Source organism: Bacillus oleivorans, from assembly GCF_900207585.1.
GTDB classification, from domain to species: domain Bacteria; phylum Bacillota; class Bacilli; order Bacillales; family JC228; genus Bacillus_BF; species Bacillus_BF oleivorans.
The window spans coordinates 247,305-272,232 of record NZ_OAOP01000004.1 but is presented as its reverse complement, the minus strand read 5'-3'; the positions used below and the strand labels follow the sequence as shown (position 1 = coordinate 272,232).

The window sequence follows — 24,928 nt, the reverse complement described above, 5'->3', positions numbered from 1 at the left end:
TTGCATGTATATACAATATATAGAATGAATATACAAAAAGCAAGAGAAAAAGTGCCTGTCACCACCCGAAATTTGTCGAAAACGCTTTCGGAGAGTGACAGGCTAGCCTCTTAGATTGTCGACAATAACTGCTATTAATAGCACGCACAAAAAAGTGTTACTAGAAGAGCAATGAAACGTGCTTTTCAAGTAACACTTTATGAAATGCTTTATCTATTAGAGTGGTTTGGGCGCTGCGATGTGGATATTCTCGGTGAGTAGAGCTTTCCTGGTTTCATGATCGGTAAACGGTTTACCATACACATTAAAAATTCTTAGATTAGGATCTAATGTAACTTCGATTTCATAGGTTCTTGGCAGCAACTGAGGGATAGTCCCTTCGAAAATGAAGGTCTCATGATCAATTTGTTCAACTAAATGAAAATCAATATTTCCTCCATTAACTGTTCCATGCAACTGTTTATTCCCGATCAACATAACATAATCATCAAATTGAACAGTGACACGGATCTGCTCACCAGGGCGGTAAACATTCGGTCTTTTTTCTTCTAATTTAGCTGAAAGTAGTTGAGGGGAAGGTGCTTCACGTATCCTTTCCCACTTAAGGTAATCGGTATTAAATTTGATAAAATCCATCACTGTATTAGCTGTTCCTTCATAAAACAAACCAATGAGCCCATCATCCAAATTAGTCAGGCTTGAATAACCATAGGTCCCTTCTTTAACCAGTTGCTGATATTTCCAGTCAAACACATATCTCGGCTCACCATTATCATGGTTGCCGTCCTGATTAATTATACCAATTCTTACGGTGCCATTAATCCGGCTTGTCGGGTGATTGGCACTTGAGAAAATCACTGCTTCTTTTCCGTCAATTTGACCGTTGTACCGAATCGCAGACATTTGGCTGTAAGGAGCAACCAGGGCTTGTTCAGTGATCACTTCAGCATCCCAGGTTTCTCCGCCATCAAAGCTTGTAGCAATCTGAGCATATCCGGAATGGTTGCGCATAAATAGTTTTAGCTGGCCATTAGGCATTTCCACCGCTTGCGCTTCGGTAATTTCAAGGGAGTAATCTGTAAAATACCTTTCATCAATCGTTTCCCCATTGCCAACTAATCTGCCTTCATTTGGCGATTCGCTCCGATGCCATGTTAATCCGTTGTCGTCACTATAAATAACAGCGCTCGCCTGGCGGTTATATTCATTTAAAAAGTAAACAGGGAAAACAAGTCTGCCTGCATGCGGCCCTTCTTTGATTTGAATGCCATTGCCTGGACCGACTCCTAAAAAGATCATCCAATCCTCTTTTACGGCAGGGTTTAAATCAATTGGACCTGTCCATGTTTTGCCTTCGTCATCACTATAGTAAAGCTCAAGATAGGATGTTTTAAAAGGCTTTAATGGAGAAGTTTTGCTAAAGATATTGTTAATTTTCACACCATTTTCATAGAGGTTACGGTCTTGGTCTACTGTGTATGGAGTGATATTCCCGGAAGCATCATAGACGATCCCATCTTCTCTGATTGTGTATTCATTTTGCTCTGAATCGAGAAGATACATAAAGCTTTTTCCGTCAATCGTTTTAAAACCAGTTCCTTTATACGCGTTTGTGCCAAATCCGCCCATTAACCCGGCGCCATGAGGAAAGCCGTCCACTAAGGCAAAAATTCGCTCTGTTGATTCATCCTGCAGAAAGGAGAGATCAATATTGGAAGCCTGATCTGGGTAATCATTTATAACGATGCCTTCAGCTTCCCAAGTGTCCCCCTGATCAAAGCTTCTTCGTACCACAGCATCAATATTGTTAGGTGAGTCAGCCCCGCTTTCTACCCGTTTGTCGATGCCGGCTAGCAGGGTTCCCTGTTTTGTATAATATAAAGCTGGAATCCGATAATTGCTGGAATCCATAAATCCAGGATAGAAAACAGGGTAAGGATCTGTTACATAAACGTTATCTGGCATCGGATTTTCTAATGATGCTGCTTTTGTTTCCTCCGTTATTTGAATTAAATAATCATCTGCTAATGGCTCAGCATAAATCTCAGCGAAAACAATATCTCCGCTGAATAAATATTGATTACGATTGCCGGCTCTTTCAGTCCGGCCGAGCTGAGAGCTATTAGGCTGATAAATATTACTTAGAAATTTTCTCGGTGACTGTGTATCCTCTTTAACTAATTCCCCATTCACATAAAATTTATAGCCTTTTTCCTGATCAACGACCATGGCAACCGTATAAATTTTTTCTTTTTCAATAGGAATAGAAGCACTTATATGTGTATTCGTTTTTGGTTCCCCTGGTTTTTCAAAGCGATTTTCACTTCCGATTGAGGAGGGAGAGACATACAAATGAAAATGCCCATCCGGGAGATTTTTGTTGCTTAAAGAAAATAAAGACATATAGCCTGAGCCTGTATGCCGAAATCGGACAATAATTGTACCTTCGTCTAAATTCTTTAACTCTTCTACTCTATCATTCAGATTTGTGTAGTAACCGTCTTTGATTTGCTGATTTTCAACACGGATGATTGGTTCTGGAACTGCCTTCGAGTCTTTAGCCAGTGATGCAGGGGCAAAGAGTGAAATGACTAAGATAGCAGAAAGCAATGGTATCAAACATCTTTTCAACATAAAGGTTTCCTCCTTTAATCACGCTTAAAAAAGTAAGCGCATTCATTTTAGCTTGCAAAATGTATCTTTATGTACGAAACAATGATGTTTTGTAAGTCTGCTGGCCGACAGATCTCCGGTCTCACGCTCCTTTCCCGATTGAAAATAATTTCCAAAGAATAGTAACATTCTGAAAATTACCAGTCAACGGGACTATTATCCTAGTCTAGAGGTATTGTAATCCTAAATAAATCCTGTTATATCAACGTTTCTCTGAGTTTGAGCGGAAAAAAATAATGAAAATTTTTTTCTAAATATCTAAAAATAGAGAAAATTATTTACAAACAACAGCTTGATGTGATACATATAAAGTGTAAACGCTAACATTAACTGCGGTGGGGGAAGACTATATGAATCTAGAAAAATTTAAAGGAATATTTCCTGCCTTTTATGCTTGCTACGATGACGACGGGGAAGTATCGGAGGCGAGAACAAAAGATCTGTGTAACTACTTACATAATAAAGGTGTTCAAGGCCTCTACGTTGGGGGAAGCTCTGGAGAGTGTATCTACCAGAACCTTGAAGAAAGAAAAGCAACCTTAAAGTATGTAGCAGAAGCGCTTCAAGGAAAGATCACATTAATTGCCCATGTCGGTGCTCCTTCAACAAGAGATAGTATTACTTTAGCCAAATATGCAGCAGAACTAGGGTATGACGCATTGTCTGCGATTCCTCCCATCTACTTTAAACTTCCTGAGAGCTCCATTTACAACTACTGGTCAGAGATTATGGATTCTACAGACTTGCCTTTTATTATTTACAACATTCCGCAAACTACCGGTTACCAGTTATCTCTCAGTCTTTTTCAAAGGCTATTAAAAAACAAAAAGGTGATAGGGGTTAAAAACTCTTCCATGCCAGTTTTAGATATTGAGAGATTTAAGGCGGCAGCTAGTGAGGATTTTATCGTATTTAATGGACCAGATGAGCAATATGTTGCTGGAAGATTAATAGGGGCTGACAGCGGGATTGGCGGAACTTACGGTGTAATGCCAGAGCTGTTCCTATTAGCGGACAGGTTTGTTTCAAGCGGAAATTTCGAACAGGCAAGAAGGATTCAAAGAGATATTAATGACATTATTATTGCCCTATGTTCGCTGAATGGTTCCATGTACTCTTGTTTAAAAGAGGTTCTAAAACTGCGAGGGGTCAATATTGGTTCTGTTAGACCTCCACTTGAAGCAGTTTCGGAAGATGATTTTGAAAGAGTTCAAGAAATTGCCGCTCAAATTGACAAGGCGATTTCAAACTATCAAGGTTGAGAACATGAAAAAAAGAATTTTGTGTTTTGGAGATTCAAATACATGGGGCTATGATGCAAGAACCGGGGAGAGGTTCCCAGAAGAGGTTCGCTGGACAGGGCGTTTAGCCGCACTTCTGGGGGATAGCTTTCAAATCATTGAAGAAGGACTGTCTGGGAGAACGAGTGTCGTTGATGATCCTTTATTTGAAGGGTTAAACGGACTTACATATATCCACCCTTGTTTAATGAGTCATGCGCCGCTTGAGCTGGTTATTATCATGCTTGGAACAAATGACACAAAAGAGAGATTTACCTTAACTTCTTATAACATTGCGCAAGGGATTACAAGACTTGCCTTAAAGGCAAAACATACACCATCGGGTGAAAAAGGGACATTTCCAAAGGTGCTTGTGATCGCACCTCCTCCAATTGGAAAAGAGTACATCAATACTCCTGTCGGAAAGTCAATGGGAAGAGAGTGTGATGTGAAATCAGAGGAACTGCCTAAGATATTAAAGGAAATCCTCGAAACTGAAGAAATAAATTTTTTGGATACAACCTGGATTGTTCCAATGAATGAGATAGATTTTATGCATTTAGATGAGGAAGGCCACGAGCTTTTATCAAAGCTTGTCTTCAATAAAATAAAAGAAATTTTACCACAATGATGGAGGGGGAAAAATTACATGTTCAAAAAGCGTTTTTTCGGTTTGTTTTTATGCTTAATGCTTGTGATTTCGGCGCTGGCAGCATGTTCGAACGCAGAAGAAGCTGATAGCGATAATGGAGAAGCAGTTGAGATTTCACTTTGGCTGACACCACAATGGAAAGGTGTATTTGATGCAAGTGAAGAAGGAGCTGATTATGATAGTTTCTTCAAGTATGCAGCTGAAAAGTTTTCAGAACAATATAATGAGCATGATGTAAAAGTAAATGTACAGGTTGTAGCTGGAGATCAAAGGGATGAACTTTTAAATGTTAATTTAAATGGCGGAACTCCTCCAGATATTTTCTTCGAAAGTGTATTTGCAATGGGTGACTATGCACATCGTGGTGCATTAGTACCAATAAATGACATTGTTGATGAAGAAGCAAAACAAGACATTCCGCAAAACTATTGGGATACCGTTACTTTTGGGGAAGATATTTATTTCTATCCATTTTCCCATATGCCAGGAACTTTAGTGTATAACGTAGACATGTTTAAAGCAGCGGGGCTAGAAGAGTACCTTGGTGAGCCGACTGAGATTAAAACTTGGACACTAGAAGAATTTGAAGAAATTTTAAATACTTTAAAGTCTGACTTGCCAGAAGATCAATATCCAAATGCTTATCCAATGGCGCTTTATGCGCTGAACAACCAAGGTGATACTTGGAACCTTGCATATTTAAGAATGTTTGGAAATGAATTCTTCGATGAAAACGGAAACATCATTCTAGATGACGAAAATGGCGTAAAAGCCGTTGAATGGCTGCAAAAAATTAACGATGCTGGTTTAACAAACCCCGGAGCAGAATCTGTATCATCTAATGATGCAAACGCAATGTTCCAAAACCAACAACTAGCTATCAGCTTTACAAACTCTGTTCTTTATAATAATGCTTTAGCTGACATGGAAAGCGGTAAAGCACCTAAATTTGATGCAAGACTTGCGAACATTCCATCAGCAAGCGGAGATCCATTAACCTTTACTTATGTAACAGGTGCTGCATTGTTTAATACAGGGGACGAAACAAGAATGAAAGTAGCGAAGGACTTCGTGAAGTTCTTCTCAACTGATCCTGAGTTAGTAAAAGCTTCTAAAAATGGTGTACCGGTTCGTTCATCTGTAGCTGAAGAATTTAAGGATGAAAAGCCTTTATTCGCTGCTTATGATGCCAACTCCGAGTACTTGTTTAACTTCACTGGCAACGTACCAGGATACAACCAATTAAGACAAGTTCTATACCCTGAACTTCAAGCCCTTTACATTGGTGATAAAACACCTGAACAGGTTGTAAAAGCTTACCAAGAAAAAGGGAACGAAGTAATTGAAACAGCTAAACAGGACTCTGTTCTCTTCAATCAATAGCTTAACTAGGTAAAAAAACCAAAAAGACACTGGCCTCAAAGATTTAAAGGGGTCTGACCTATTGATGAGGTCAGACCCTTTATAGGTCAGTCTCTAGAAAGGTAAAGGATACTATGAAAAACAATAAACATTCATTAAAAGAAAACATCACGGGCTATCTGTTTATTGCTCCTCAAATGCTTCTGTTTATAGTTTTCCTTGTTTATCCTATCTTTGAAGGGATCCGGTTAAGCCTATACAAAATTAATTACCAGAGTCAAACCTTCATAGGATTTGAGAACTATAAAAGATTATTTAGTGACGATGTATTTATAAAATCTACCATTAATACGGTTATTTTCGTTATTGCGATTGTTTTCTTAACGGTCGTTTTTGCCTTGTTTGTAGCTTCTGCAGTCTTTGATAAAAATGCAAAATACGTTTCTTTTATTAGAGGAAGTTACTATATTCCAGTTATGGTCTCCATGGTCGTCATGAGTATGGTGTGGAGTTTCTTGCTAAACCCGGCCAACGGTTTGATTTCTTATTTTGTAAGAGAGTTTTCGGGTTCAGAAATCAATCTTCTCGGAGATACAAAGACCGTTCTGCCTGTTGTTATTTTTATTACGTTTGCTATAAACGTCGGTCAGGCAATCATCCTATATATTGCTTCCATGATTGGTGTCCCAAGAGAACAACTAGAGGCAGCTGAGGTGGATGGGGCAAGCAGACTTCAAGTCATTTATAAAATCTTAATCCCTTCCGTAAAACCAACCACAATCTACATTATTATAATCAATATAATTGCTGTTTTAAAAATATTCGTCGTGATTCAGTTACTAACGGGTGGTGGACCAAATAACGCTTCTACTACTCTTATGTATTACCTATATAATAATGCGTTTAAGTACAATCAGCTTGGAGTAGCTTCTGCTGTCGGAGTCATCATGTTTGTCATTACATTGTTCTTATCTATTCCGCAGTTAAGAGCCATGTTCAAGAAAGAGTAGAGGTGATAGAAATGAAAAAAACAAAGAACGGACCAAAAAGAGAAAAGCTTGATACAATATCTAACATCGTAGTTATATTCTTTGCCTTGTTGAGTCTATTCCCTCTATATTGGCTGATTACGAGTTCCTTTAAAAACAGCTCAGATGTCGTAAAAATGCCTCCTGACTGGTTTCCTGAAACCTTTACACTTAGCAACTATATCGATGTCTTTAACAACCAGCCTGCATTCCGCTGGGCTATGAATAGTATCATTGTATCGCTAGTTACAACCATTGCGGTTGTTGCTGTCAGTTCTTTAGCAGCATATGCATTTTCAAAGCTGCAATTTAAAGGGAAAAATATTATATTTGTAATCTTTATTTCCAGTCTGATGATCCCAAAAGAGGTTATGATTGTTCCATTGTTTAGGATTATTCAAGATTTCGGCATGGTCAATACGCTAAATGGTATGATTTGGCCGAATGTGGCTACCGCTTTTGGTGTCTTTCTGCTAAAAGGATTCTTTGATACCATTCCAGATTCTTTGCGGGAAGCAGCGAGAATGGACGGAGCAAGTGAGTTTAAAACATTCTTTACGATTATGCTTCCGATGGTCAAGCCGGGAATTGGCGCCCTATTTATTTTAAACTTTGTAACTGTATGGAATGACTACCTCTGGCAATTAGTTGTCGGTCAAACTGAAGAGTCCAAAACATTAATGGTTGGGATTGCAACCTTAATGCAGGATTTAAATCCAAACTTTGCATATAAAATGGCAGGTGCTACTGTAGCCGCCATCCCAATGCTAGTAATCTTTATGATGTTCCAAAAATACTTCACAAAAGGTATTACAATTGGAGCCGAGAAGGGATAAACAATTAATGTTCCACTTTAAGTATAAAATTTTAGCAATGAAGCAAATACGTCGTAGTCAAAATTTTTAGGAGTAAAGTACGACGGCCAGGATGGCCTAGTCTAGCAAGACATCTGGACGTGGCGTAACGAGCGTGATAAGTGCGGGCATGCAATCGTCTACGCCGTGCCTATAGCGCTTGCCAAGTTTTCTTTAGGAGATGTGTGCATGTGAGCAGCAAAGAGAAAATTTTTCAAGACTTAGAAGGACAACTTATTGTCTCATGCCAGGCCTTACCGGAAGAGCCGCTGCATAGCCCCAAAATTATGGCCAAAATGGCTTATGCGGCTATGCTTGGCGGAGCTAAAGGAATAAGAGCCAATAGTGTTGAAGATATAAAGGAAATTAAGGCAACTGTCAATTTGCCGATTATCGGAATCATTAAGGCGGTTTATGAAGGCTCTGATGTCTTCATTACCCCCACTTTAAAGGAGATTGACCTTTTATATAAGGAAAGAGTTGATATGATTGCATTAGATGCGACTAAAAGAATCAGACCAGACGGAACGACTATCAGCGAAATTTTTCCTGTCATCAAGCAAAAATATCCAGATCAAATATTTATGGCAGATTGCTCTACGTATGAAGAGGCAATAGAAGCTTACAGGCTTGGGTTTGATTGTGTAGGCACGACCTTAAGTGGCTATACAGACTATACGGCAGGAAGAAGTTTACCTGATTTTAAATTAATCGAGCGGCTAGTAAAAGCTATTGATATTCCCGTTATTGCAGAAGGCGGAATATGGACACCTGATGAACTGAAGCGCGTGATTCAGCTGGGAGTTCATACTGCTGTTGTCGGGACTGCTATTACAAGGCCGATGGAGATTACGAAAAGATTTATTAAAGCGATTCATTAAAAAGAGATGAGTAGAGTTCCGCCTTCTTCTAAAGTTTTTGCAGGAAAAATAGTCAATTAAGTATAATACGTAAAAGAGGAAAAAAATGAAAATTTTAGCAGCAGATATTGGCGGTACATCCATAAAAGTATGTCTTTCAGATGAAAAGGGGAACATTGCAGACTTTAAAGAGTTTGAAACGGAGAGTCATAAAGGCGGAAGGTATTTAGTTAAAAAGCTAATTCAAATCATTTCAAGCTTCCATGGGTATGATGCAATTGGGATCAGTACAGCCGGGCAGGTAAACAGTAAAGAAGGGTATATAGTGTATGCGAATGAGAATATACCGAATTATACCGGGATGCGACTAAAGGAAATTTTAGAACAGGAGTTTCTGGTGCCCGTTCAACTAGAAAACGATGTCAATGCAGCAGCTCTAGGTGAAATGTTCTTTGGTGCCGGTCAAGGATTGAACCATTTTCTTTGCTTAACCTATGGTACGGGAATTGGCGGTGCCATTGTGATTGATTCAAAAATATTTAAGGGGGCAGATGGTATTTCCGCTGAATTTGGGCATATCATTACCCGCCCAGACGGGAATCCTTGTAGCTGTGGCAGTTTCGGCTGTTATGAAACATATGCCTCAACAACTGCGTTAGTAAAGAAAGCGAAAGAAATAAATGCTAACTTCAATAATGGGAGAGCTATTTTTAATCGTTTAGAACAAGGGGACTCTCAGTTAGAACATATTGTACATGATTGGGTGTATGAAGTCGCAATAGGTCTTGCATCTTTAATTCATATTTTTAATCCTCAAGCCGTTATTATTGGCGGCGGGGTTATGGAGCAGGATCAACTGGTTAAAAAGGTTTCCAATCAAGTAAATCATCTGATCATGAAAAGTTTTTCTAATGTAAAGATAATGAAGGCTTCTCTAGGAAACAAAGCAGGTGTTCTTGGCGCAGTATCCCTTCATGTAAGAAGTAGTAATTAAAGGAGCTCTTATATGGCGAATACCGATATTTTTACACTGATTCATTCAAGATATCAATCATTTACAAATACGGAAAAGAAAGTCGCTGATTATGTGCTTGAGCACATAAAAGATGTGATTTATATGTCTATTACCGATCTGGCAGATGCTTGTCAGGTGGGGGAATCGAGTATTTTTAGATTCTGTAAAACAATGAATTTAAAAGGATACCAAGAGTTTAAAATTGTACTGGCTCATAGTATCTCGCTTGAAAATGAAACACCGCAGCTATCCGGACAAATTACATTAGATGATACGATCCCAGAGCTTTCATCAAAAATCCTTTCGACTAACATTAATGCGTTAACCGAAACTTACAATAATATAAATGAAGGCGATCTTTCAAAGGCGATTAATTATTTAATTGAAGCGGAAAGAATTCACTTCTTTGGTGTCGGGGCATCTTTAATGACAGCGATGGAAGCGAAAAATAAGTTTATGAGAATCATAAACAAAACGGAGTGTGCAATTGATTCACATCTTCAAATTATGTCAGCATCGTTAATGACGGAGAAGGATGTAGCGGTGGTGATTTCATATTCGGGCTCTACCAAGGATACAATTGCCGTAGCTAAAATGGCAAAGGAACGCGGGGCTAACGTAATCTCGATCACCCGTTTTGCCAAATCACCATTATCTAATTACTCAGATATTACTTTGCTATGTGGTGCAAACGAAGGACCCCTCCAAGGAGGGAGCCTTTCTGCCAAAATATCGCAGCTCTATCTGTTAGACCTGCTCTATGCAGAATACTTCAAACGCACCTACAAAGAATCCGCCATAAATAAAGAACTTACAGCAGGCGCCGTTATAGAAAAAATGCTATAAAGGACCCGTATATATACGACTAATCAAATATTTGTTAATTCCATAAAAAACCCTCTCAACCATTCAGTTGAAAGGGCTTTTTACTTTTCTATACAGTTTTAGCTGTCTTACTGTCCTCCAGCTTTTTCAACTCGTCCCCAAGAAATCTGGCTACTTCAAGCATGCCGTATTTCCCAGCTTTTGCTTCGGCATCAGAATTATAGTTCGTGTTGGTATTAATATCGTACGTGTAAACGGCGCCGTTTTTGTCACGGATAAATTCAATCCCTGCTACTTCGACTTTGTTTTCTTTTAAACATCGTTGATAATCTTTAATAAAATCTTCATTGAAGTCTTCGATGATTGCAAATTTTGGCTGTTCCTCTTGCTCCCCAACAGGGCAGAATAAGCCATTGATTTGACAAGCATCAGCGGGGCACAGTTCAAATCCCTCAGATGTATCGACTCTGACTGCGTACATAAATTTTCCGCCGACAAATTCGCAGCGTGTAATAGATGAGTCTGGGGATTGGATGTACTCCTGAATTAGCGTAATACCGTCAACCGGCAATTCAAAACTAGATCCGTAAACATACTCTTGCAGCGCATCAATCGTATGGAATAACTGAACACCTAGCCCTTTACCAGCCCGGTTATGTTTTGTGATGAAGGAAGGGCTGCCCAGTTTACGGGCTGCTTCGATAATTTTATCTTTCCCAACCGCAGCAATCGTTTTAGGTGTACGAATTCCGGCTTGATTCAATGCCATGTATTGATTAACTTTGCTAACTTCCAGTCTCAAGGCGCGCGTGCCATTGATAACTCTTCGTCCATGTCTTTCGAGCCATGCAAGGACAGATTCAGTCATTTCTGGAGCGAAGCGGTGATTCCGCGTGTGTGAAGACGCACTCATTCGACTATAAAAAACTCCTTCAGGAGGCTCTTGCGATAAATCAATCACGCCTTCATCCAAAAACCATTGTTCAAAGGGCAACTCTAATTCTTCTAATCTTTTAACCAGGTGATCCGTCCATTCTTGGTTTTCGTGAAGAACATAAATTTTGCTCATCTCAATCCCTCTTCTCTTTAAATTGTAGTTTGTTTCGCTCTTAGACTCTTAACTAGCGGCATGACATCTCTTGAAAAACGCTCCATTTCTTCTAATTGCGGAGAAAATTGAAGTAACAGTAGGTCAACCCCAGCCTCTTCATACGCAAGAATTCGTTCTGCGATTTGTTCAGGCGTACCAATTAACTGAGGACGTAATCCGCGGTTAGAAACAGAGTAATCATATAGTTTAACTTGCTGTTCGAGCTGGGATTTCCCGACAAAATCCTTATATCCTGCATAACCGCTCGATTCTTTTACATTCGTGATCCTCGCCAGCTCTTGCCCGGCTTCTGCTTCTGTATCTCGGCAGACGATATAGGCAGCCATGCCAAAAGAGCTAAAAGGCTCTTTGCCAGCTTCTTCACGGCGCTTTTTCATATCGTTAATCTTTTGTTTTACTTCGTCCACTGTACCTCCATGCATGACGTAAGCATCGCAGTTATTGACAATTGCCTCTTTTCCGCGAGGGCTTTCTCCGCCTGCGTAAAGAATCGGATTCGGGCGCTGCACCGGTTTAGGGAAAAGATGAGTATTTTTAAGAGAATAATATTTTCCTTCATAACTGAAGACATCTTCTGTCCATAGCCCTTTTAAAACTTCAACAAACTCTTCTGTCCGATCGTAGCGTTCATCGTGTTCTGTAAAAATACCGCCATATTGACGGGCTTCCTCTTCCCACCAGGCTGACACAACATTAAGAGTAAAGCGTCCATTACTGATCCGGTCAATATTTGCAGCCATTTTCGCAGTCACAGCAGGATTATGAAAACCAGGGCGAATCGCAGTCATAATTTCAATTTTATGCGTAACAGCTGCTAAAGCAGCAGCAGTAGACCAAGCCTCAAGTGAATCGTGCTCCGGTCCTTTTATATCATTAAGGTATAGCTCTGCGATTAAGGTTGTATCATAACCCCAATTTTCTGCAGATTGTATAACTTTTTTAGCATAGTTAAAGGTAGGTGGCATTTGCTCATCGTCCACATTTCGAAGCCATCCTCCAAAAATCGGCAGCCAGAATCCATATTTCATCTGTAGTCATCTCCTTGTATCAATGGTTCCTTAAGCAGACTCTATTAATCTGCAAATTTAGTTCAGTAATCATTTACTGGATTAAAGCAAAAAAATAAGGACCTTTCGAAGATGAAAGGTCCATATTGTTATGGTTAAATACCTCTTATCTTCTAGGCAGCATTTTGCCTACTGGAATTAGCACCTTGCCCTAACTTTAGGGTGGTTGCTGAGACATCTTCGGGCCAGTCCCTACGTCTCTCTGGATAAGAACCAATATTCAAATTTCACTGAACTATGTTTAATACCATAAACGAATTAATTACAAAATGCAAGTGGAGAAAAGTAGGAGCGTGACAGGCACGTCTAGAGTTTTGTCGTTTTTTACAAAAAGTAAAAATTTTTGAAAAAGCTCTTTCTTTTTGATTATAAAATTGGTAGTATTACAGACAAATGGTTTTGAATTAAATATGGATTCTTATCAAGAGAGGTTGAGGGTAAGGCCCGATGACACCTCAGCAACCTGTCAATTTTGACAAGGTGCTAATTCCTGCAGGTTTATAGAACCTGAAAGATAAGAGGATGACTGATATATCAAAATGGTCTCTTCTTATGAAGAGACTTTTTTTATTCTGAATCCTCGAAAAAATGAAAGTAGGGAGAAGATCGTAATGACAGAGACAAAGACAGTAAAAGCGCCATTCAAAGCTGATCATGTTGGAAGTTTTTTAAGACCAGACAGAATTAAGCAAGCTCGCCTGCAAAAGGAAAAGGGAGAGATTACAGCAGAGCAGCTTCGCCAGATTGAAAATGAGGAAATCATTAAATTAGTTGAAAAGCAAAAGGCTGCTGGGCTTTACTCCATTACAGATGGTGAGTTCAGAAGAGCTTACTGGCACTTTGACTTTTTAGAAAACCTGGTGGGTGTCGAAGGCTATGAAGCAGAACAGGGAATTCAATTTCATGGGGCTGTTACAAAGGCTCACTCAATTCGTGTAGTGGGGAAAATCGATTTTGACAATCATCCAATGCTCGAGGATTTTAAATTCTTACATTCCATTGTTGGAAATCAGCATATTGCGAAAATGACCATTCCAAGCCCTAATATGCTTTTCTATAGAGGTAATATTGATAAAGAAATCTATCCAAATGAGGAATTGCTGTTAGCTGATTTAACAAAGGCTTATAAAAAGGCAATTCAAGCATTCTATGATGCAGGGTGCAGATATTTGCAGCTTGATGATACATCATGGGCTGTATTTCTCTCCGAACAAGGTGTGCAAATGATTCGTGAACGGGGACAGGAACCGGAACAGCTGAAACAATTATTTGCTAAAGCTATTAACGAATCAATTAAGGACCGGCCAGAAGACATGTTGATCACAATGCATATTTGCCGCGGTAATTTCCGCTCTACTTATTCGGCTACTGGTCCTTATGATGGTGCTGCAGAAACAATCTTCGGTGAACTTAAGGTAGACGGGCTATTCCTTGAGTATGATGATGACCGTTCAGGCGGATTTGAACCGCTTCGTTACGTAAAACGCGACGATCTTTATATTGTACTAGGTTTAATCACATCAAAATTTGCTGATTTAGAACCAGTAGATAATATAAAGAAGCGAATTGAAGAGGCATCTCAATATGTCCCTAAGAATCAGCTATGTCTCAGCCCACAATGCGGCTTTGCTTCAACCGAGGAAGGCAACGTCCTTACAGAGGAAGAACAATGGGCAAAAATCCGCCACGTCATCCAGATTGCTGGAGAAGTGTGGTGAAACAGGGGGACGGTTCTTGTGTTTCATTCTTCCAATTCTGTTTAAAGAGTAAATAGCGGACCATATAAAAGATCAGGTGTGTATACTCCTGATCTTTTTCCTGTAACTTATTCGACCATCTTCGTATTAACGTACACCAGCAAAACAACAAATCCGATCAGAAATACAGACAATAAAATTTCTACATCGGGATTATCAATGAAGAAACAGGCTATAAAAACAATGCCTGCTGCTAAATTATAAGAACCTACTAAACTGGCTAATTTTTTTTTGATCTTTCACACGTTTATAATTAAAGCTAGATAGTAACCATGTCTGTTTTTTATACCCAATTAAATAAGCAAGTACTAATAGAAGAGCTCCGATCACAATAAAATGCTGATTCATACGGAGTACCTCCCAAATAATAAAAATTTCATACAAAAGTTTATCTCCGTTTCACAATTGCCGGATCAATAAAGTAGGCAATATAGAAAGTGGCACCTAAATATAAAATCAGGTAGTTTACTGGAATGGTTTGGCGTTCCAGAATCAGTTCGGCTATTAATAAATAAAGCAGTAAAAGTAAATTAGCTACCGAAAAAATCTGAATTGTACATAGTTAATATTATGATTTACCCTTTCATCGTACTCAATTTCATCATTTGTCTCTTTCTTTTTCACTCTGATCCATTTTAGGCCAGCTACACCAATTGCAAGTGCTGCTAAAATCCCCCATTGTAAATCACCAGTTAGTAAATGCACAATTCCAAAAATACTTAGCGATGCAATGATAATTGTAAATAGGTTTATTTGCATCATTTCCCCTCCTTACTCTTCTATCCAAAACAACTCATCTACAGAAACATGGGCAGAAACATGGAAACATGGGGACGGTTCTTGCGTTTCACTTAAGGGCGGAACAAGCGGAACAAGAAGACGGTTCTTACGTTTCCAATCCAAGTGAAACAAGAGAACCGTCCCTCCGTTTCACAGGAAATAGGAATAAAGTCTAGTTTTCTATTAAAACGAAATATTACAGGTAATTTCGAATTATACATACATATAACAAGACGATCTTAATTTTAGAAAGCGGGGGCAATTTATGAAAAAGTTTTTCGTCCTTTTAACTTCTATTTTTCTAGTTGCGGGCTGCAGCTCTATTAGTAATGAAGATGGTAACCAAAAAGTAGAGATTGAAGTGATGATGTTTGAAGGTGGATTTGGTTCTGAATGGGTGAAAGAGTCAGCAAAAAGCTATATGGATTTAAACGGTGATGTAGAAATAAAAGTTACGTCTAGTCCTGATATTCATACACAATTACAAACAAGATTTTTGTCAGATGATGTACCTGATTTAGTAAATCCTGGTCCAAGCTTCGATATTCAGGGAGTAATCAACGAAGGAATGATTGAGCCATTAGATGAGTATCTACAAAACAATGCCTATGATAGCGTTGAAAAATGGCTTGATACATTTGAAACTGAACAATTCAATTTGAAAAAAGAGGGGGAAATTTACGGGCTGCCTACGATTTTCTCACCAGGTTACATTTGGTGGTATGATGAAAAATTATTTGAAGACAATGGATGGGAATTACCCGAAACTCAAGATGATTTATATACCCTTAAAGAGGAAGCAGAAAAACAGGGAATTGCTGTTTTTGCAGTGCCGGGATTATATCCGGGATACTACTGGAACGGAATTTATTTACCGTTAGTTGAAAGAATTGCCGGGAAACAAGTGATTCTTGATGCATTTAATTTAAAAGAAGGTGCCTGGGAACACGAAGCATTTGTGGAGGCAGCAAAAGAATCACAAAGAATGGTGGAAGAGGGTCTATTTTTAGACGGGACATTCGGTCTTTCTCATACAGAAGCTCAAACCCTATTTTTTCAACGAAAAGCATTATTTGTAATGGCAGGGTCTTGGTTAGAGGGAGAAATGAAGGATGTGATTCCAGAGGATTTCAGACTGAGGGCATTCAATCAGCCATCCTACCCTGGAGGTAAAGGCGAACAGCTTGCACCAGTATCTACTGGCTGGGGAGGAGCCTGGTATATTCCGAGCGGGTCCAAAAACAAGAAAGAAACGGTTGAATTCTTAAAATACTTATCTAGTGAACAAGAAGTTGAAAAAATGGTGAAAATGAAAGGTCTCGCAAGTGTTGTGAAAGGAACAGATGATGCGATTGGATCCGAAGCACTGAAAAGTGCCCTAAACGTTTTAACGGATGCTGGAGGTTCTTATGCACCAACTGCCATTAATGACTCTTATCCGGAAATGACCAATAATCTTATTAATATTTATCAAAGTCTCATGTTAGGTGAAATGACACCAGAAGAATTTGTAAAGCAAGCTGAGGAATACGCAGATCAAACAAGAAATGACTCGAATATCGAAAAGGTTGAAATCTCCTGGTGATTTTAGGGTTAGTAATGAGAGGTCTAACTGTTCTTAGACCTCTCTATTTTGAAAGGTAGTGGGACAATGAGGAACAAAGGTGAAAGATGGTTCATAGTTCTGTTTTTATTACCGGCTTCTTTGTTGTACATCACTTTTGTTATCTATCCATCTTTTAACGCACTTCGGATGAGTTTTTATAATTGGCGCGGAATCGGAACTAAAACATGGATCGGTACTGACAATTATAAACGGATGCTGGAAGATGATAATTTTATTAATGCCTTTATGGTTACAGGAAAATATATATTATATCAGGTTCCACTAGTTTTAATTTTATCAATCGTTATTGCTTTAATTATTTCTCACTTGATCAAAACAAGATGGTTTAATATCTATCGGTCGATTACATTCTTCCCTTATATTTTACCTGGAGTAGCCATTGCGTTGCTATGGGCTACCATCTTTAATCCGGTAAGCGGGATGTTAAATGGATTATTAGATTTGGCGGGATTAGACAGTCTGACAAATGAATGGCTAGGGAGGACAGAGACGGCATTTGGCAGTGTTGTGTTTGTTAACGTATGGAGCATGGTAGGGTTTTATACCATTTTAATTTTAGCAGCAATTTTAAATATACCTCAGGATCTTCTAGAAGCAGCTGAAATGGATGGAGCTTCCAAACTGCAAAAGGCAATATATATTACACTGCCAATGCTCAAAGATATTTTACAAGTTGTAATTATCTTTACTTTAATTAATACATTAAAAGTTTTTGAGATGCCGCAATTATTAACAGGCGGCGGACCCAATCGCTCTACTCAGCCAATCTCACTATATATGTACGAACAAGCCTTTACAAATTTTAACTTTGGTTATGCATCTGCGATTGGGGTTGTATTTTTAGTACTCACGCTACTTGCTTCATTGCTCACGTTGAGGATAACGAGGAGGAGTGAAGGATGAAAAAAGCTGCTAAAATGATTCAGAATCATCTCTTTTTAGTGATTGTGTCAATGCTAATCATCACTCCGGTCATTTGGGTTTTTGCAAACTCAGTTAAATCTTCAGCAGAAATATTATTAGAGCCTTTATCGCTTCCTAAACAGTTTACTTTTGATAACTATATAAGGGCATGGAGTGAGGCTGGGTTTGGCACGGGATTTATTAACAGCGTGATTGTCACATTGATTTCTGTCACGTTAATAGTCGTTGTTTCTGCAATGGCGGCTTATGTATTAAGCAGAAAAAAATTTCGTTTTCGTGTTGCCATTCAAAACACTTTTTTAATGGGATTAATGTTGCCGACATTTTTGGCAATGGCTCCATTGTTCCTATTAATGAACGATTTGAATTTAGTGAATACATTTCATGGTTTAATTATGGTTTATATTGCCTACTCATTGTCTTTTACGATATTTATGTTGATTGCTTTTTTTAATCATATTCCGCATTCTTTGGAAGAAGCGGCCATCATCGACGGTTGTGGACCGTTTACATTATTTTGGAAAGTCATGTTTCCGCTTGCGAAGCCAGGTTTGATATCTGCAGCCATATTTAATTTTGTTGGGATATGGAATGAATATATACTCGCACTAATTTTAATAAATGAAGAACAGTTTAAGACCTTGCCGCTTAAATTAGCAAATATTATGATGGTACAACAATATCATACAGACTGGGGAGCACTTTATGCAGGTCTCGTCATGTCCTTTATTCCTGTTACCATCTTCTATTTAATCTTTCAAAAGCGCCTGATTGAAGGTTCTACGGCTGGTTCAGTTAAGGAGTGAAACAGGGGGACGGTTCTTGCGTTTCACCCTTTTTTTATGTAATCAATATTTAATTTTATTATCACTCTTGTAAATTTTATAAAAATATTTAAAAAATACAGTAAATTAATCAAATTCCTTTTTTTAATAAGCTACTATAAAAATGGCATCACCTAAAAAAAGGAAAGGAGAATCTATCTTTATGTTTAATCGTAAAGAAGAGAAAAAAAGAGTTAGAACCAAATTAAAATGCTTGACTGTGGCAGCAGCACTTGGGATGGCCATTACGGCAGTTAGCCCAGTGGCAGCCAATGGTAACGAAAAGCCAAAACTGGAATTTGGACTTGTCCCGGATGTTCAGTATTGCGACTGTGAAACGAATGGTTCACGTTACTACAGGAGTTCAGTGGAGAAGCTGATGGAGGCTGCTCAAATACTTAACCGAGAAGATGTGGATTTTACCGTTCAAACGGGTGATTTAATCGACCGTAACCTTTCCAGCTTTTCAACCATTCTTCCTATCTACAACACCATTGAAAGCCCGAAATACCATGTGCTTGGCAACCACGACTTTCCTGTAACAACAGACCAGGTAATCGACCTTCTCGATATGCCAAATCAATATTATGATTTTAAATACAAGAACTGGCGCTTTGTAGTGCTCGATACAAATGACCTCAGTCTATATGCTAATCCAATAGGTTCCGAAAAGTATCAAGCAGCACAAATCATGTACAATTCATTAAAAGAAAATAATGAAATCAATGCCCAAACCTGGAATGGGGGAGTCAGCAATGAGCAGCTAATGTGGCTTCGTGGTGTACTTGACAAAGCAGCACGAGCACAAGAAAAAGTCATCGTATTCTCACATATGCCTGTATACCCTGAAAATGAGCATAATGTTTGGAATGATGAAGAAGTGATTAAAGAACTCGAAGCCGCTGGAAATGTCGTTGCTTACTTCAACGGACACAACCATGCCGGCAATTATGCAGTTAAAAATGGCATTCACTATATAAACCTCCAAGGAATGGTCGAAACCGCTGACACCAACTCTTACTCCATTGTCCGCATCTTCAAAGACCATATAGAAGTAGATGGGTATGGCCGCGAAATCGACCGTATATTAGAAATTCGATAATGAAACAAGGGGACGGTTCTTTCGTTTCAATCCAAAGGAAAACAAGTGAACCTCCCCACATTTCCTTTATGAATAAATACTGTACATAGGAGTGATCATGTTGAAGAAATACTTTGGGTTATTAACAATCCTGCTTTTTTTCATAACCCCAGACAGTTTATCTTTTGCGAATGAATCAATAGATGAGGAGGAGACAGCAATCGATGTCAAAGTCATGTCCTACAATATTCATCATGCTGAGGGGCTAGACCGCGTTTTGGATTTAGAACGAATTGCAAAGGTAATTGAAGATTCCAGTGCGGACATTATCGGACTCCAAGAAGTGGACAATCACTGGTCAGAAAGAAGTAATTTTGAGGATCAGGCGAAATGGCTGGCTGAGCGTTTGGATATGCATTATACGTATGCTGCAAACCTGGACAATGAACCCCTTAACCCAGGTGAACCCCGCCGCCAATATGGGACAGCTGTTTTAAGCAAGTATCCGATTATCGCATCGAAAAACTATCCATTAACGAAGATTGGGGATACCGAACAACGCGGGTTACTAGAAACAGTCATTAATGTAAAGGGATATCACCTAAATTTCTATAACACTCATCTGGCTTTAACTTCCGCTGAACGCGAAATGCAAATAAAAGAAATAATTGAAATTGCAAGTAAAACAAATGGGCCTAAAGTAATTGTCGGTGACATGAATGCAGTGCCTGATAGCATTGAAATGCAGTCTCTATTCTCTCATTATAAAGATGCCTTTGCTGACCAAAACGAGGCCTATACATTTCCAGCAAATCAACCGAATAGAACAATTGATTACATCTTCACTTCCAACGAAATCCAAACAGCAAATGCCGAAGTCATCTCCACGATCGCTTCAGACCATTTGCCAATCACAGCTGAACTGACACTGGACAAATCTGTATTTAATAAAGGAAATTAAATGCGAAACAAAGGGACGGTTCTCTTGTTTCATTCAAGTGAAACAAGAGAACCGTCCCTTCGTTTCGGAAAAATTTTTAAAATGATAGGGCTTACACACATTAATCGGGGTTGTTACACTCAAATTTCCGTGATATAGTTACCTAGGTAACTAATTTGAGGAGCGGACAATATGAAAAATAACCATGATTTATTTCATACAATTCACCAGCTTTCACGGCAGCTCCATAAAAGCTTGAATGAAGCTTTGCAGCCGTTTTCTATATATAGCGCACAATGGTCCGTTTTGTTTGTTTTAAAAACGAAAGGCAATCTAACTCAATCGGAGCTTTGCGATTATTTATCTGTTGAAGCGCCGCCTATGACACGAACGATCCAAAGGCTTATAAAGCAAGGGTATGTAAAGCAAATACCGAGTAAAGAAGATAAAAGAGTGAAGTATATACAGCTGACGGAGAAGGCATTAGCGGAATACCCAGAATGGGAAAAAGCGGTTTTGAAAATGAACGAATCACTGCTTGCGGATTTTCCAAAGTCATCTCAAGAGGAGTTAAGAAAGCTTTTACGTGAATTCTCAATTCAGCTTAGAAAATAAAACAGCTGGGAGGAACATAAATGGAAAAACAACCGAAGCTTTGGACTAGAAATTTTATTCTGGTTTCCATCAGCAATTTTTTTGTGTTTTTAACGTTTTATTATTTGCTTATATTACTGCCGATATATGCCTTAGACTTTCTAAACATATCAGAGGCTGAGGTAGGTTTAATTGTCACAGTATTTTTAATTTCTGCGATTGTATCTCGTCCATTTGCCGGACAATGGGTGAGCCGATATGGGATCAGGAAGGTATTCATTGCTTCAGCATTCATATTTGCCGCAGGGGCAGCGTTATACTTCTTGCCTCAATCGATAGGGAGCCTGCTCGTACTTCGCTTCTTTCATGGAATTGGGTTTGGAATGGCAACTACTGCGACCGGGACGATTGTTGCTAATGTTATTCCTCCTTTGCGAAGAGGGGAGGGTATGGGCTATTACGTTTTATTTGTGAATTTAGCCATGGTCATTGGTCCTTTCTTAGGATTGACAGCGATCCAGGACTGGGGAGCTGAAACAACATTTTCGATTTCAGCCATTTTCGGGTTTCTCGCTCTTTTAACTGGACTTATGATTAAATTACCGAATGAAATTCCACAAGGATCCACTCAAATAGCGGAAAAAATTCGTTTCCGGATTGGAGATATGTTCGAAAGACCAGCTGTCAAAATCTCAGTTGTCGGTGCCTTTTTTGCGATTGCGTATTCTTCTATCCTCGCCTTTGTTTCGGTATATGCTAGTCAGATTGGTCTAGCCAAAGTGGCGAGCTACTTTTTTGTTGTATATGCGGTTGTTCTTCTACTTTCACGCCCATTTACAGGAAAATGGTTTGACCAATTTGGAGCGAATGTGATTATTTATCCTGCCCTTATCATTTTTGCTATCGGGGTATTCGTCTTAAGCGGAGCAGAATCTGCTTTTATTTTCCTGCTGGCAGCAGCGTTGGTTGGTCTTGGCTGGGGAACCGTGTTTCCTAGTCTTCAAACGATTGCAATCCAGGAAGCTTCTCCAGGAAAAAGCGGGCTTGCAACGGCTACTTATCTATCAATCTTTGATATTGGCATGGGGCTCGGATCCTTCTTGGTCGGTATCATCGGTGCCGAAATCGGTCTAAACACCTTATACTTTTATAGCTCTATCTACATTCTGGCAGGGATTGGACTGTATTATCTCTTGCACGGAAAAAGAAAAGAAGCTTCCGCCACTCGACAGGTATTATCAGAGAATAGGCAGTAGTGCCTGTTTCACCCGTAAACGGGAAGGTTAAATCCTTCTCGTTTTTTTGTTGAGGAAAATCTTGTTAATCCGAAAAGGATATGGTATTTTAATGAAAAGACCGATTGGTTTCAAAATTTGAGGTGCAAAAATGAGAAAAGGCGAGAAAACGAAACAGCAGATAATTGTCCTTGCTACCGATGTTTTTAATCAGAAGGGCTATTTTGGCACTTCACTCACTGACATCATGAACGCTACTGGTTTAAAAAAGGGCGGCATTTATAATCATTTTGAAAATAAAGAGGAACTGGCGATAGCCTCGTTTGACTATGCAATTGAAGTTATGACCAACACATATGCCAAGGCCATCGAAGGAAAAAAGTCTGCGATTGACCAATTAATCGCACTCATTTCTATTTATGAAAATATTATAGATAACCCGCCAATTAAAGGTGGATGCCCGATTTTAAATACAGCGGTAGAAAGCGATGATACAAATCCTGTACTGCGTAAAAGAGCACAAGAAGCTATGCAAAAATGGCTAAAGTTAATCCAGCTGACGATTCGTAAAGGGATCAGGCGAAATGAAATTCAGCCAACTGTCGATATTGAATCATTTTCAACATTTCTTACATCAACGATTGAAGGGGCCGTGATGCTAAGCAAACTATACCAGACCAATTCGTATATGAAACAGGCAATAAAGCATCTAACTGAATCGATTGAAAATTTTCGTGTTGAATAATTTTTTTACCCAAAAAACAGACCGTTCGGTTTTTTTAAAAACCTTAAACAGAGGTGGAATCCATGTATATTTGGATAATAAGTGTTTTCATTTTTTTCGTGGCATTGGCAGCAATAGTATGGCAGCTGGCTGTTATAAGTCAAACTCCAAGAAGAGTTCCGCTCGATACCAAGCCGGATTTCCCATTGGAAAAAGTCACTTTTAAAAGTGGCTCTGAAAAAGTGGCGGGATGGTTTATCCCCATACAAACGAATCAACACGAAAAAAGCCCGCTGATCATTCTAGTCCATGGCTGGGGGTCTAACCGGGCAAAAATGAAGAGGTATGTAAAACCGCTTTTTGACGCAGGCTACGCTTTATTGCTCTTTGATGTACGTAGTCATGGAGAAAGTGACGAAGTACATGCACTTACAGTAAAAACTTTCAGAGATGATATCTTGGCAGCAGTACAATATGCTAAAACTAAAAAGGGAATTGACCCTGTGCGAATTGGAGTTTTAGCCCATTCATTTGGCGGGTTTGGCAGTATTTTAGCCAACCAACATGATATTGGCGTTAAAGCAATCGTAGCAGACTCAACTCCTGCCCAAATCAGCACTATAATGAAGGCGGCATTAAAAAAATATAAGCTGCCTTACTTTCCATTAGGACCCGTAATTTCAAAAATTATGTTTGTAAGAGCTAGGATTTCAGCTAAGGAATTGAAAGAATTTGATGTTCCCAACGCTTTAAGAGAGAGAAAGGCTCCAGCACTTCTAATTCATTCAAAAATGGATGACTACGTTCCTTCTTCAGAGTTGGATTATATTTTAGAAAATGTGGATGTTCCTCACCTTTATGTTGAAAGTAAAGGACATCGAAGCTCTGAATCAGATCCGCAATTTTGGCCGCAAGTGTTGTCTTTCTTTAAACAACATTTGAAATAGAAACTTATATAGAATATTTAAACAAACATGGAAGTATCGTTAAAAAGAGGATTGAAGCCGATCCAAAGCGAATAAAATAATGAGACAAAAAGGAAGTGAATTTTTGTTTCCAATCAGTAGATAAGGGGGCGGTTATTATGAAGATAACAATAAAAGAATGGCTTGAGGCAAAGGAAATTTAAAAATTTATTAAAAAGGAGTTTTGCTATTGAAACAAGCCTTATTAGTTATTGATGTCCAACAAGAATTAATTGAAGGAAATGAAAAAAGTGTTCTAAATAAAGAGCAGCTGTTGCAGAATATAAATTTGGTAATAAAAAAAGCTTTAGAATCAGATTCCTTAATTGTTTTTATAAGAGATAAAGATGTGGCAGATGGAGAGGGAAATGGGTTTCAAATTCATGAAGATATCAATGTGCCACCCACTGCGACAATATTTGATAAAGCTGCAACCAATTCGTTTTATGGAACACCTTTATTAGATTATTTAAAGGGTGAGAACATCGAGCATATTGTCATAATGGGGTGTAAAACAGAATATTGTATTGATTCCGCAGTTAGAGTTGCTACAATTAATGATTTTGATGTTACTCTAGTTGGAGATGGACATTCAACCACAGACTCTCGCACCTTACCAGCTGAACAAATCATTAATCATCACAATGCGATTCTCCATGGACATGACAATGTTGATCATTTTTCGCTTGTCCGAAAAAGCAGCGAAGACTTGTTTAATCCAATCCATAATAAATACAGATAATTGCTAAA

General features: G+C 38.8%; 24 protein-coding genes and 2 riboswitches. Of the genes, 19 read left to right on the top strand and 5 right to left on the bottom strand.

The genetic code is table 11. The features are described from left to right. Positions 1–216 precede the first annotated feature (216 nt). Complete coding sequence (locus tag CRO56_RS10850; RefSeq protein ID WP_097158649.1) at positions 217–2,634, bottom strand: sialidase family protein; 2,418 nt, start codon at positions 2,632–2,634, stop codon at positions 217–219. 389 nt (positions 2,635–3,023) lie between these two features. Between CRO56_RS10850 and CRO56_RS10845 the strand changes: the two genes are divergently transcribed. The 8 genes from CRO56_RS10845 (at position 3,024) to CRO56_RS10810 (ending at position 10,570) form a co-directional block, all read left to right on the top strand. Beyond that, positions 3,024–3,935, top strand: a complete 912-nt coding sequence (locus CRO56_RS10845) for a dihydrodipicolinate synthase family protein (RefSeq protein WP_097158648.1) — start codon at positions 3,024–3,026, stop codon at positions 3,933–3,935. Between the two features lie 4 nt (positions 3,936–3,939). After that, complete coding sequence (locus CRO56_RS10840) at positions 3,940–4,584, top strand: SGNH/GDSL hydrolase family protein (RefSeq protein ID WP_097158647.1); 645 nt, start codon at positions 3,940–3,942, stop codon at positions 4,582–4,584. 18 nt (positions 4,585–4,602) lie between these two features. Next, positions 4,603–5,988: an ABC transporter substrate-binding protein gene (locus CRO56_RS10835; protein WP_097158646.1), complete on the top strand. Its 1,386-nt coding sequence runs from the start codon at positions 4,603–4,605 to the stop codon at positions 5,986–5,988. A 113-nt stretch (positions 5,989–6,101) separates the two neighbouring features. Next, on the top strand, positions 6,102–6,977 hold the full coding sequence (locus tag CRO56_RS10830; protein ID WP_097158645.1) for a carbohydrate ABC transporter permease: 876 nt from the start codon (positions 6,102–6,104) through the stop codon (positions 6,975–6,977). A gap of 11 nt (positions 6,978–6,988) precedes the next feature. Then, the gene (locus CRO56_RS10825; RefSeq protein WP_097158644.1) at positions 6,989–7,831 is read left to right on the top strand and encodes a carbohydrate ABC transporter permease; all 843 of its coding nucleotides are present in this window, start codon (positions 6,989–6,991) and stop codon (positions 7,829–7,831) included. Between the two features lie 209 nt (positions 7,832–8,040). Further along, a complete protein-coding gene (locus CRO56_RS10820; protein WP_097158643.1) occupies positions 8,041–8,730 on the top strand; it encodes an N-acetylmannosamine-6-phosphate 2-epimerase in 690 nt (229 codons plus the stop codon). Between the two features lie 85 nt (positions 8,731–8,815). Continuing rightward, positions 8,816–9,703, top strand: a complete 888-nt coding sequence (locus CRO56_RS10815; protein WP_097158642.1) for an ROK family protein — start codon at positions 8,816–8,818, stop codon at positions 9,701–9,703. 12 nt (positions 9,704–9,715) lie between these two features. Beyond that, positions 9,716–10,570, top strand: a complete 855-nt coding sequence (locus tag CRO56_RS10810) for a MurR/RpiR family transcriptional regulator (protein WP_097158641.1) — start codon at positions 9,716–9,718, stop codon at positions 10,568–10,570. Positions 10,571–10,658: 88 nt separating this feature from the next. Here the strand turns inward: CRO56_RS10810 and CRO56_RS10805 are convergent, their stop codons facing one another. Beyond that, positions 10,659–11,618: an ATP-grasp domain-containing protein gene (locus CRO56_RS10805; protein WP_097158640.1), complete on the bottom strand. Its 960-nt coding sequence runs from the start codon at positions 11,616–11,618 to the stop codon at positions 10,659–10,661. A 17-nt stretch (positions 11,619–11,635) separates the two neighbouring features. Next, on the bottom strand, positions 11,636–12,688 hold the full coding sequence (locus CRO56_RS10800; RefSeq protein WP_097158639.1) for an LLM class flavin-dependent oxidoreductase: 1,053 nt from the start codon (positions 12,686–12,688) through the stop codon (positions 11,636–11,638). Positions 12,689–12,830: 142 nt separating this feature from the next. Beyond that, a riboswitch (SAM riboswitch) is annotated at positions 12,831–12,940 on the bottom strand. Between the two features lie 202 nt (positions 12,941–13,142). Then, positions 13,143–13,248, top strand: a riboswitch (SAM riboswitch). 90 nt (positions 13,249–13,338) lie between these two features. On the opposite strand from CRO56_RS10800, the gene CRO56_RS10795 reads away from it, so the two are divergent. Beyond that, positions 13,339–14,445: a 5-methyltetrahydropteroyltriglutamate--homocysteine S-methyltransferase gene (locus CRO56_RS10795; RefSeq protein ID WP_097158638.1), complete on the top strand. Its 1,107-nt coding sequence runs from the start codon at positions 13,339–13,341 to the stop codon at positions 14,443–14,445. A 237-nt stretch (positions 14,446–14,682) separates the two neighbouring features. Here the strand turns inward: CRO56_RS10795 and CRO56_RS23220 are convergent, their stop codons facing one another. Continuing rightward, positions 14,683–14,832, bottom strand: a complete 150-nt coding sequence (locus tag CRO56_RS23220) for a DUF3784 domain-containing protein (protein ID WP_245855783.1) — start codon at positions 14,830–14,832, stop codon at positions 14,683–14,685. A gap of 186 nt (positions 14,833–15,018) precedes the next feature. Then, entirely contained in the window at positions 15,019–15,243 is a 225-nt protein-coding gene (locus tag CRO56_RS10785) for a hypothetical protein (RefSeq protein WP_097158637.1), read from the bottom strand. Positions 15,244–15,529: 286 nt separating this feature from the next. On the opposite strand from CRO56_RS10785, the gene CRO56_RS10780 reads away from it, so the two are divergent. From CRO56_RS10780 to CRO56_RS10735, 10 genes are all read left to right on the top strand, one after another. Then, the gene (locus CRO56_RS10780) at positions 15,530–16,849 is read left to right on the top strand and encodes an extracellular solute-binding protein (protein ID WP_097158636.1); all 1,320 of its coding nucleotides are present in this window, start codon (positions 15,530–15,532) and stop codon (positions 16,847–16,849) included. Between the two features lie 66 nt (positions 16,850–16,915). Continuing rightward, on the top strand, positions 16,916–17,794 hold the full coding sequence (locus tag CRO56_RS10775; protein WP_097158635.1) for a carbohydrate ABC transporter permease: 879 nt from the start codon (positions 16,916–16,918) through the stop codon (positions 17,792–17,794). After that, the gene (locus CRO56_RS10770) at positions 17,791–18,621 is read left to right on the top strand and encodes a carbohydrate ABC transporter permease (protein ID WP_097158634.1); all 831 of its coding nucleotides are present in this window, start codon (positions 17,791–17,793) and stop codon (positions 18,619–18,621) included. Before CRO56_RS10775 ends, CRO56_RS10770 begins: the two co-directional genes overlap by 4 nt. A 181-nt stretch (positions 18,622–18,802) precedes the next feature. Further along, on the top strand, positions 18,803–19,741 hold the full coding sequence (locus CRO56_RS10765) for a metallophosphoesterase (protein WP_179714251.1): 939 nt from the start codon (positions 18,803–18,805) through the stop codon (positions 19,739–19,741). Between the two features lie 97 nt (positions 19,742–19,838). Further along, complete coding sequence (locus tag CRO56_RS10760; RefSeq protein ID WP_097158632.1) at positions 19,839–20,681, top strand: endonuclease/exonuclease/phosphatase family protein; 843 nt, start codon at positions 19,839–19,841, stop codon at positions 20,679–20,681. A gap of 171 nt (positions 20,682–20,852) precedes the next feature. Then, positions 20,853–21,275, top strand: a complete 423-nt coding sequence (locus CRO56_RS10755; RefSeq protein ID WP_097158631.1) for a MarR family winged helix-turn-helix transcriptional regulator — start codon at positions 20,853–20,855, stop codon at positions 21,273–21,275. A 20-nt stretch (positions 21,276–21,295) separates the two neighbouring features. After that, entirely contained in the window at positions 21,296–22,510 is a 1,215-nt protein-coding gene (locus CRO56_RS10750; RefSeq protein ID WP_097158630.1) for an MFS transporter, read from the top strand. 130 nt (positions 22,511–22,640) lie between these two features. Continuing rightward, positions 22,641–23,234, top strand: a complete 594-nt coding sequence (locus CRO56_RS10745; RefSeq protein WP_097158629.1) for a TetR/AcrR family transcriptional regulator — start codon at positions 22,641–22,643, stop codon at positions 23,232–23,234. A 62-nt stretch (positions 23,235–23,296) separates the two neighbouring features. Further along, positions 23,297–24,160: an alpha/beta hydrolase gene (locus CRO56_RS10740; protein ID WP_097158628.1), complete on the top strand. Its 864-nt coding sequence runs from the start codon at positions 23,297–23,299 to the stop codon at positions 24,158–24,160. A 208-nt stretch (positions 24,161–24,368) separates the two neighbouring features. Continuing rightward, positions 24,369–24,920: a cysteine hydrolase family protein gene (locus CRO56_RS10735; RefSeq protein WP_097158627.1), complete on the top strand. Its 552-nt coding sequence runs from the start codon at positions 24,369–24,371 to the stop codon at positions 24,918–24,920. Positions 24,921–24,928: the final 8 nt, after the last annotated feature.

What these genes read in the sequence shown, in the direction of transcription:
- CRO56_RS10775 (WP_097158635.1), top strand. Translation starts at nt 16,916, where the DNA reads ATGAGGAACAAAGGTGAAAGATGGTTCATAGTTCTGTTTTTATTACCG.
- CRO56_RS10785 (WP_097158637.1), bottom strand. Translation starts at nt 15,243, where the DNA reads ATGCAAATAAACCTATTTACAATTATCATTGCATCGCTAAGTATTTTT.
- CRO56_RS10825 (WP_097158644.1), top strand. Translation starts at nt 6,989, where the DNA reads ATGAAAAAAACAAAGAACGGACCAAAAAGAGAAAAGCTTGATACAATA.
- CRO56_RS10810 (WP_097158641.1), top strand. Translation starts at nt 9,716, where the DNA reads ATGGCGAATACCGATATTTTTACACTGATTCATTCAAGATATCAATCA.
- CRO56_RS10830 (WP_097158645.1), top strand. Translation starts at nt 6,102, where the DNA reads ATGAAAAACAATAAACATTCATTAAAAGAAAACATCACGGGCTATCTG.
- CRO56_RS10805 (WP_097158640.1), bottom strand. Translation starts at nt 11,618, where the DNA reads ATGAGCAAAATTTATGTTCTTCACGAAAACCAAGAATGGACGGATCAC.
- CRO56_RS10795 (WP_097158638.1), top strand. Translation starts at nt 13,339, where the DNA reads ATGACAGAGACAAAGACAGTAAAAGCGCCATTCAAAGCTGATCATGTT.
- CRO56_RS10745 (WP_097158629.1), top strand. Translation starts at nt 22,641, where the DNA reads ATGAGAAAAGGCGAGAAAACGAAACAGCAGATAATTGTCCTTGCTACC.
- CRO56_RS10815 (WP_097158642.1), top strand. Translation starts at nt 8,816, where the DNA reads ATGAAAATTTTAGCAGCAGATATTGGCGGTACATCCATAAAAGTATGT.
- CRO56_RS10750 (WP_097158630.1), top strand. Translation starts at nt 21,296, where the DNA reads ATGGAAAAACAACCGAAGCTTTGGACTAGAAATTTTATTCTGGTTTCC.
- CRO56_RS10765 (WP_179714251.1), top strand. Translation starts at nt 18,803, where the DNA reads ATGTTTAATCGTAAAGAAGAGAAAAAAAGAGTTAGAACCAAATTAAAA.
- CRO56_RS10840 (WP_097158647.1), top strand. Translation starts at nt 3,940, where the DNA reads ATGAAAAAAAGAATTTTGTGTTTTGGAGATTCAAATACATGGGGCTAT.
- CRO56_RS10845 (WP_097158648.1), top strand. Translation starts at nt 3,024, where the DNA reads ATGAATCTAGAAAAATTTAAAGGAATATTTCCTGCCTTTTATGCTTGC.
- CRO56_RS10850 (WP_097158649.1), bottom strand. Translation starts at nt 2,634, where the DNA reads ATGTTGAAAAGATGTTTGATACCATTGCTTTCTGCTATCTTAGTCATT.
- CRO56_RS10760 (WP_097158632.1), top strand. Translation starts at nt 19,839, where the DNA reads ATGTTGAAGAAATACTTTGGGTTATTAACAATCCTGCTTTTTTTCATA.
- CRO56_RS10755 (WP_097158631.1), top strand. Translation starts at nt 20,853, where the DNA reads ATGAAAAATAACCATGATTTATTTCATACAATTCACCAGCTTTCACGG.
- CRO56_RS10740 (WP_097158628.1), top strand. Translation starts at nt 23,297, where the DNA reads ATGTATATTTGGATAATAAGTGTTTTCATTTTTTTCGTGGCATTGGCA.
- CRO56_RS10780 (WP_097158636.1), top strand. Translation starts at nt 15,530, where the DNA reads ATGAAAAAGTTTTTCGTCCTTTTAACTTCTATTTTTCTAGTTGCGGGC.
- CRO56_RS10835 (WP_097158646.1), top strand. Translation starts at nt 4,603, where the DNA reads ATGTTCAAAAAGCGTTTTTTCGGTTTGTTTTTATGCTTAATGCTTGTG.
- CRO56_RS10800 (WP_097158639.1), bottom strand. Translation starts at nt 12,688, where the DNA reads ATGAAATATGGATTCTGGCTGCCGATTTTTGGAGGATGGCTTCGAAAT.
- CRO56_RS23220 (WP_245855783.1), bottom strand. Translation starts at nt 14,832, where the DNA reads ATGAATCAGCATTTTATTGTGATCGGAGCTCTTCTATTAGTACTTGCT.
- CRO56_RS10770 (WP_097158634.1), top strand. Translation starts at nt 17,791, where the DNA reads ATGAAAAAAGCTGCTAAAATGATTCAGAATCATCTCTTTTTAGTGATT.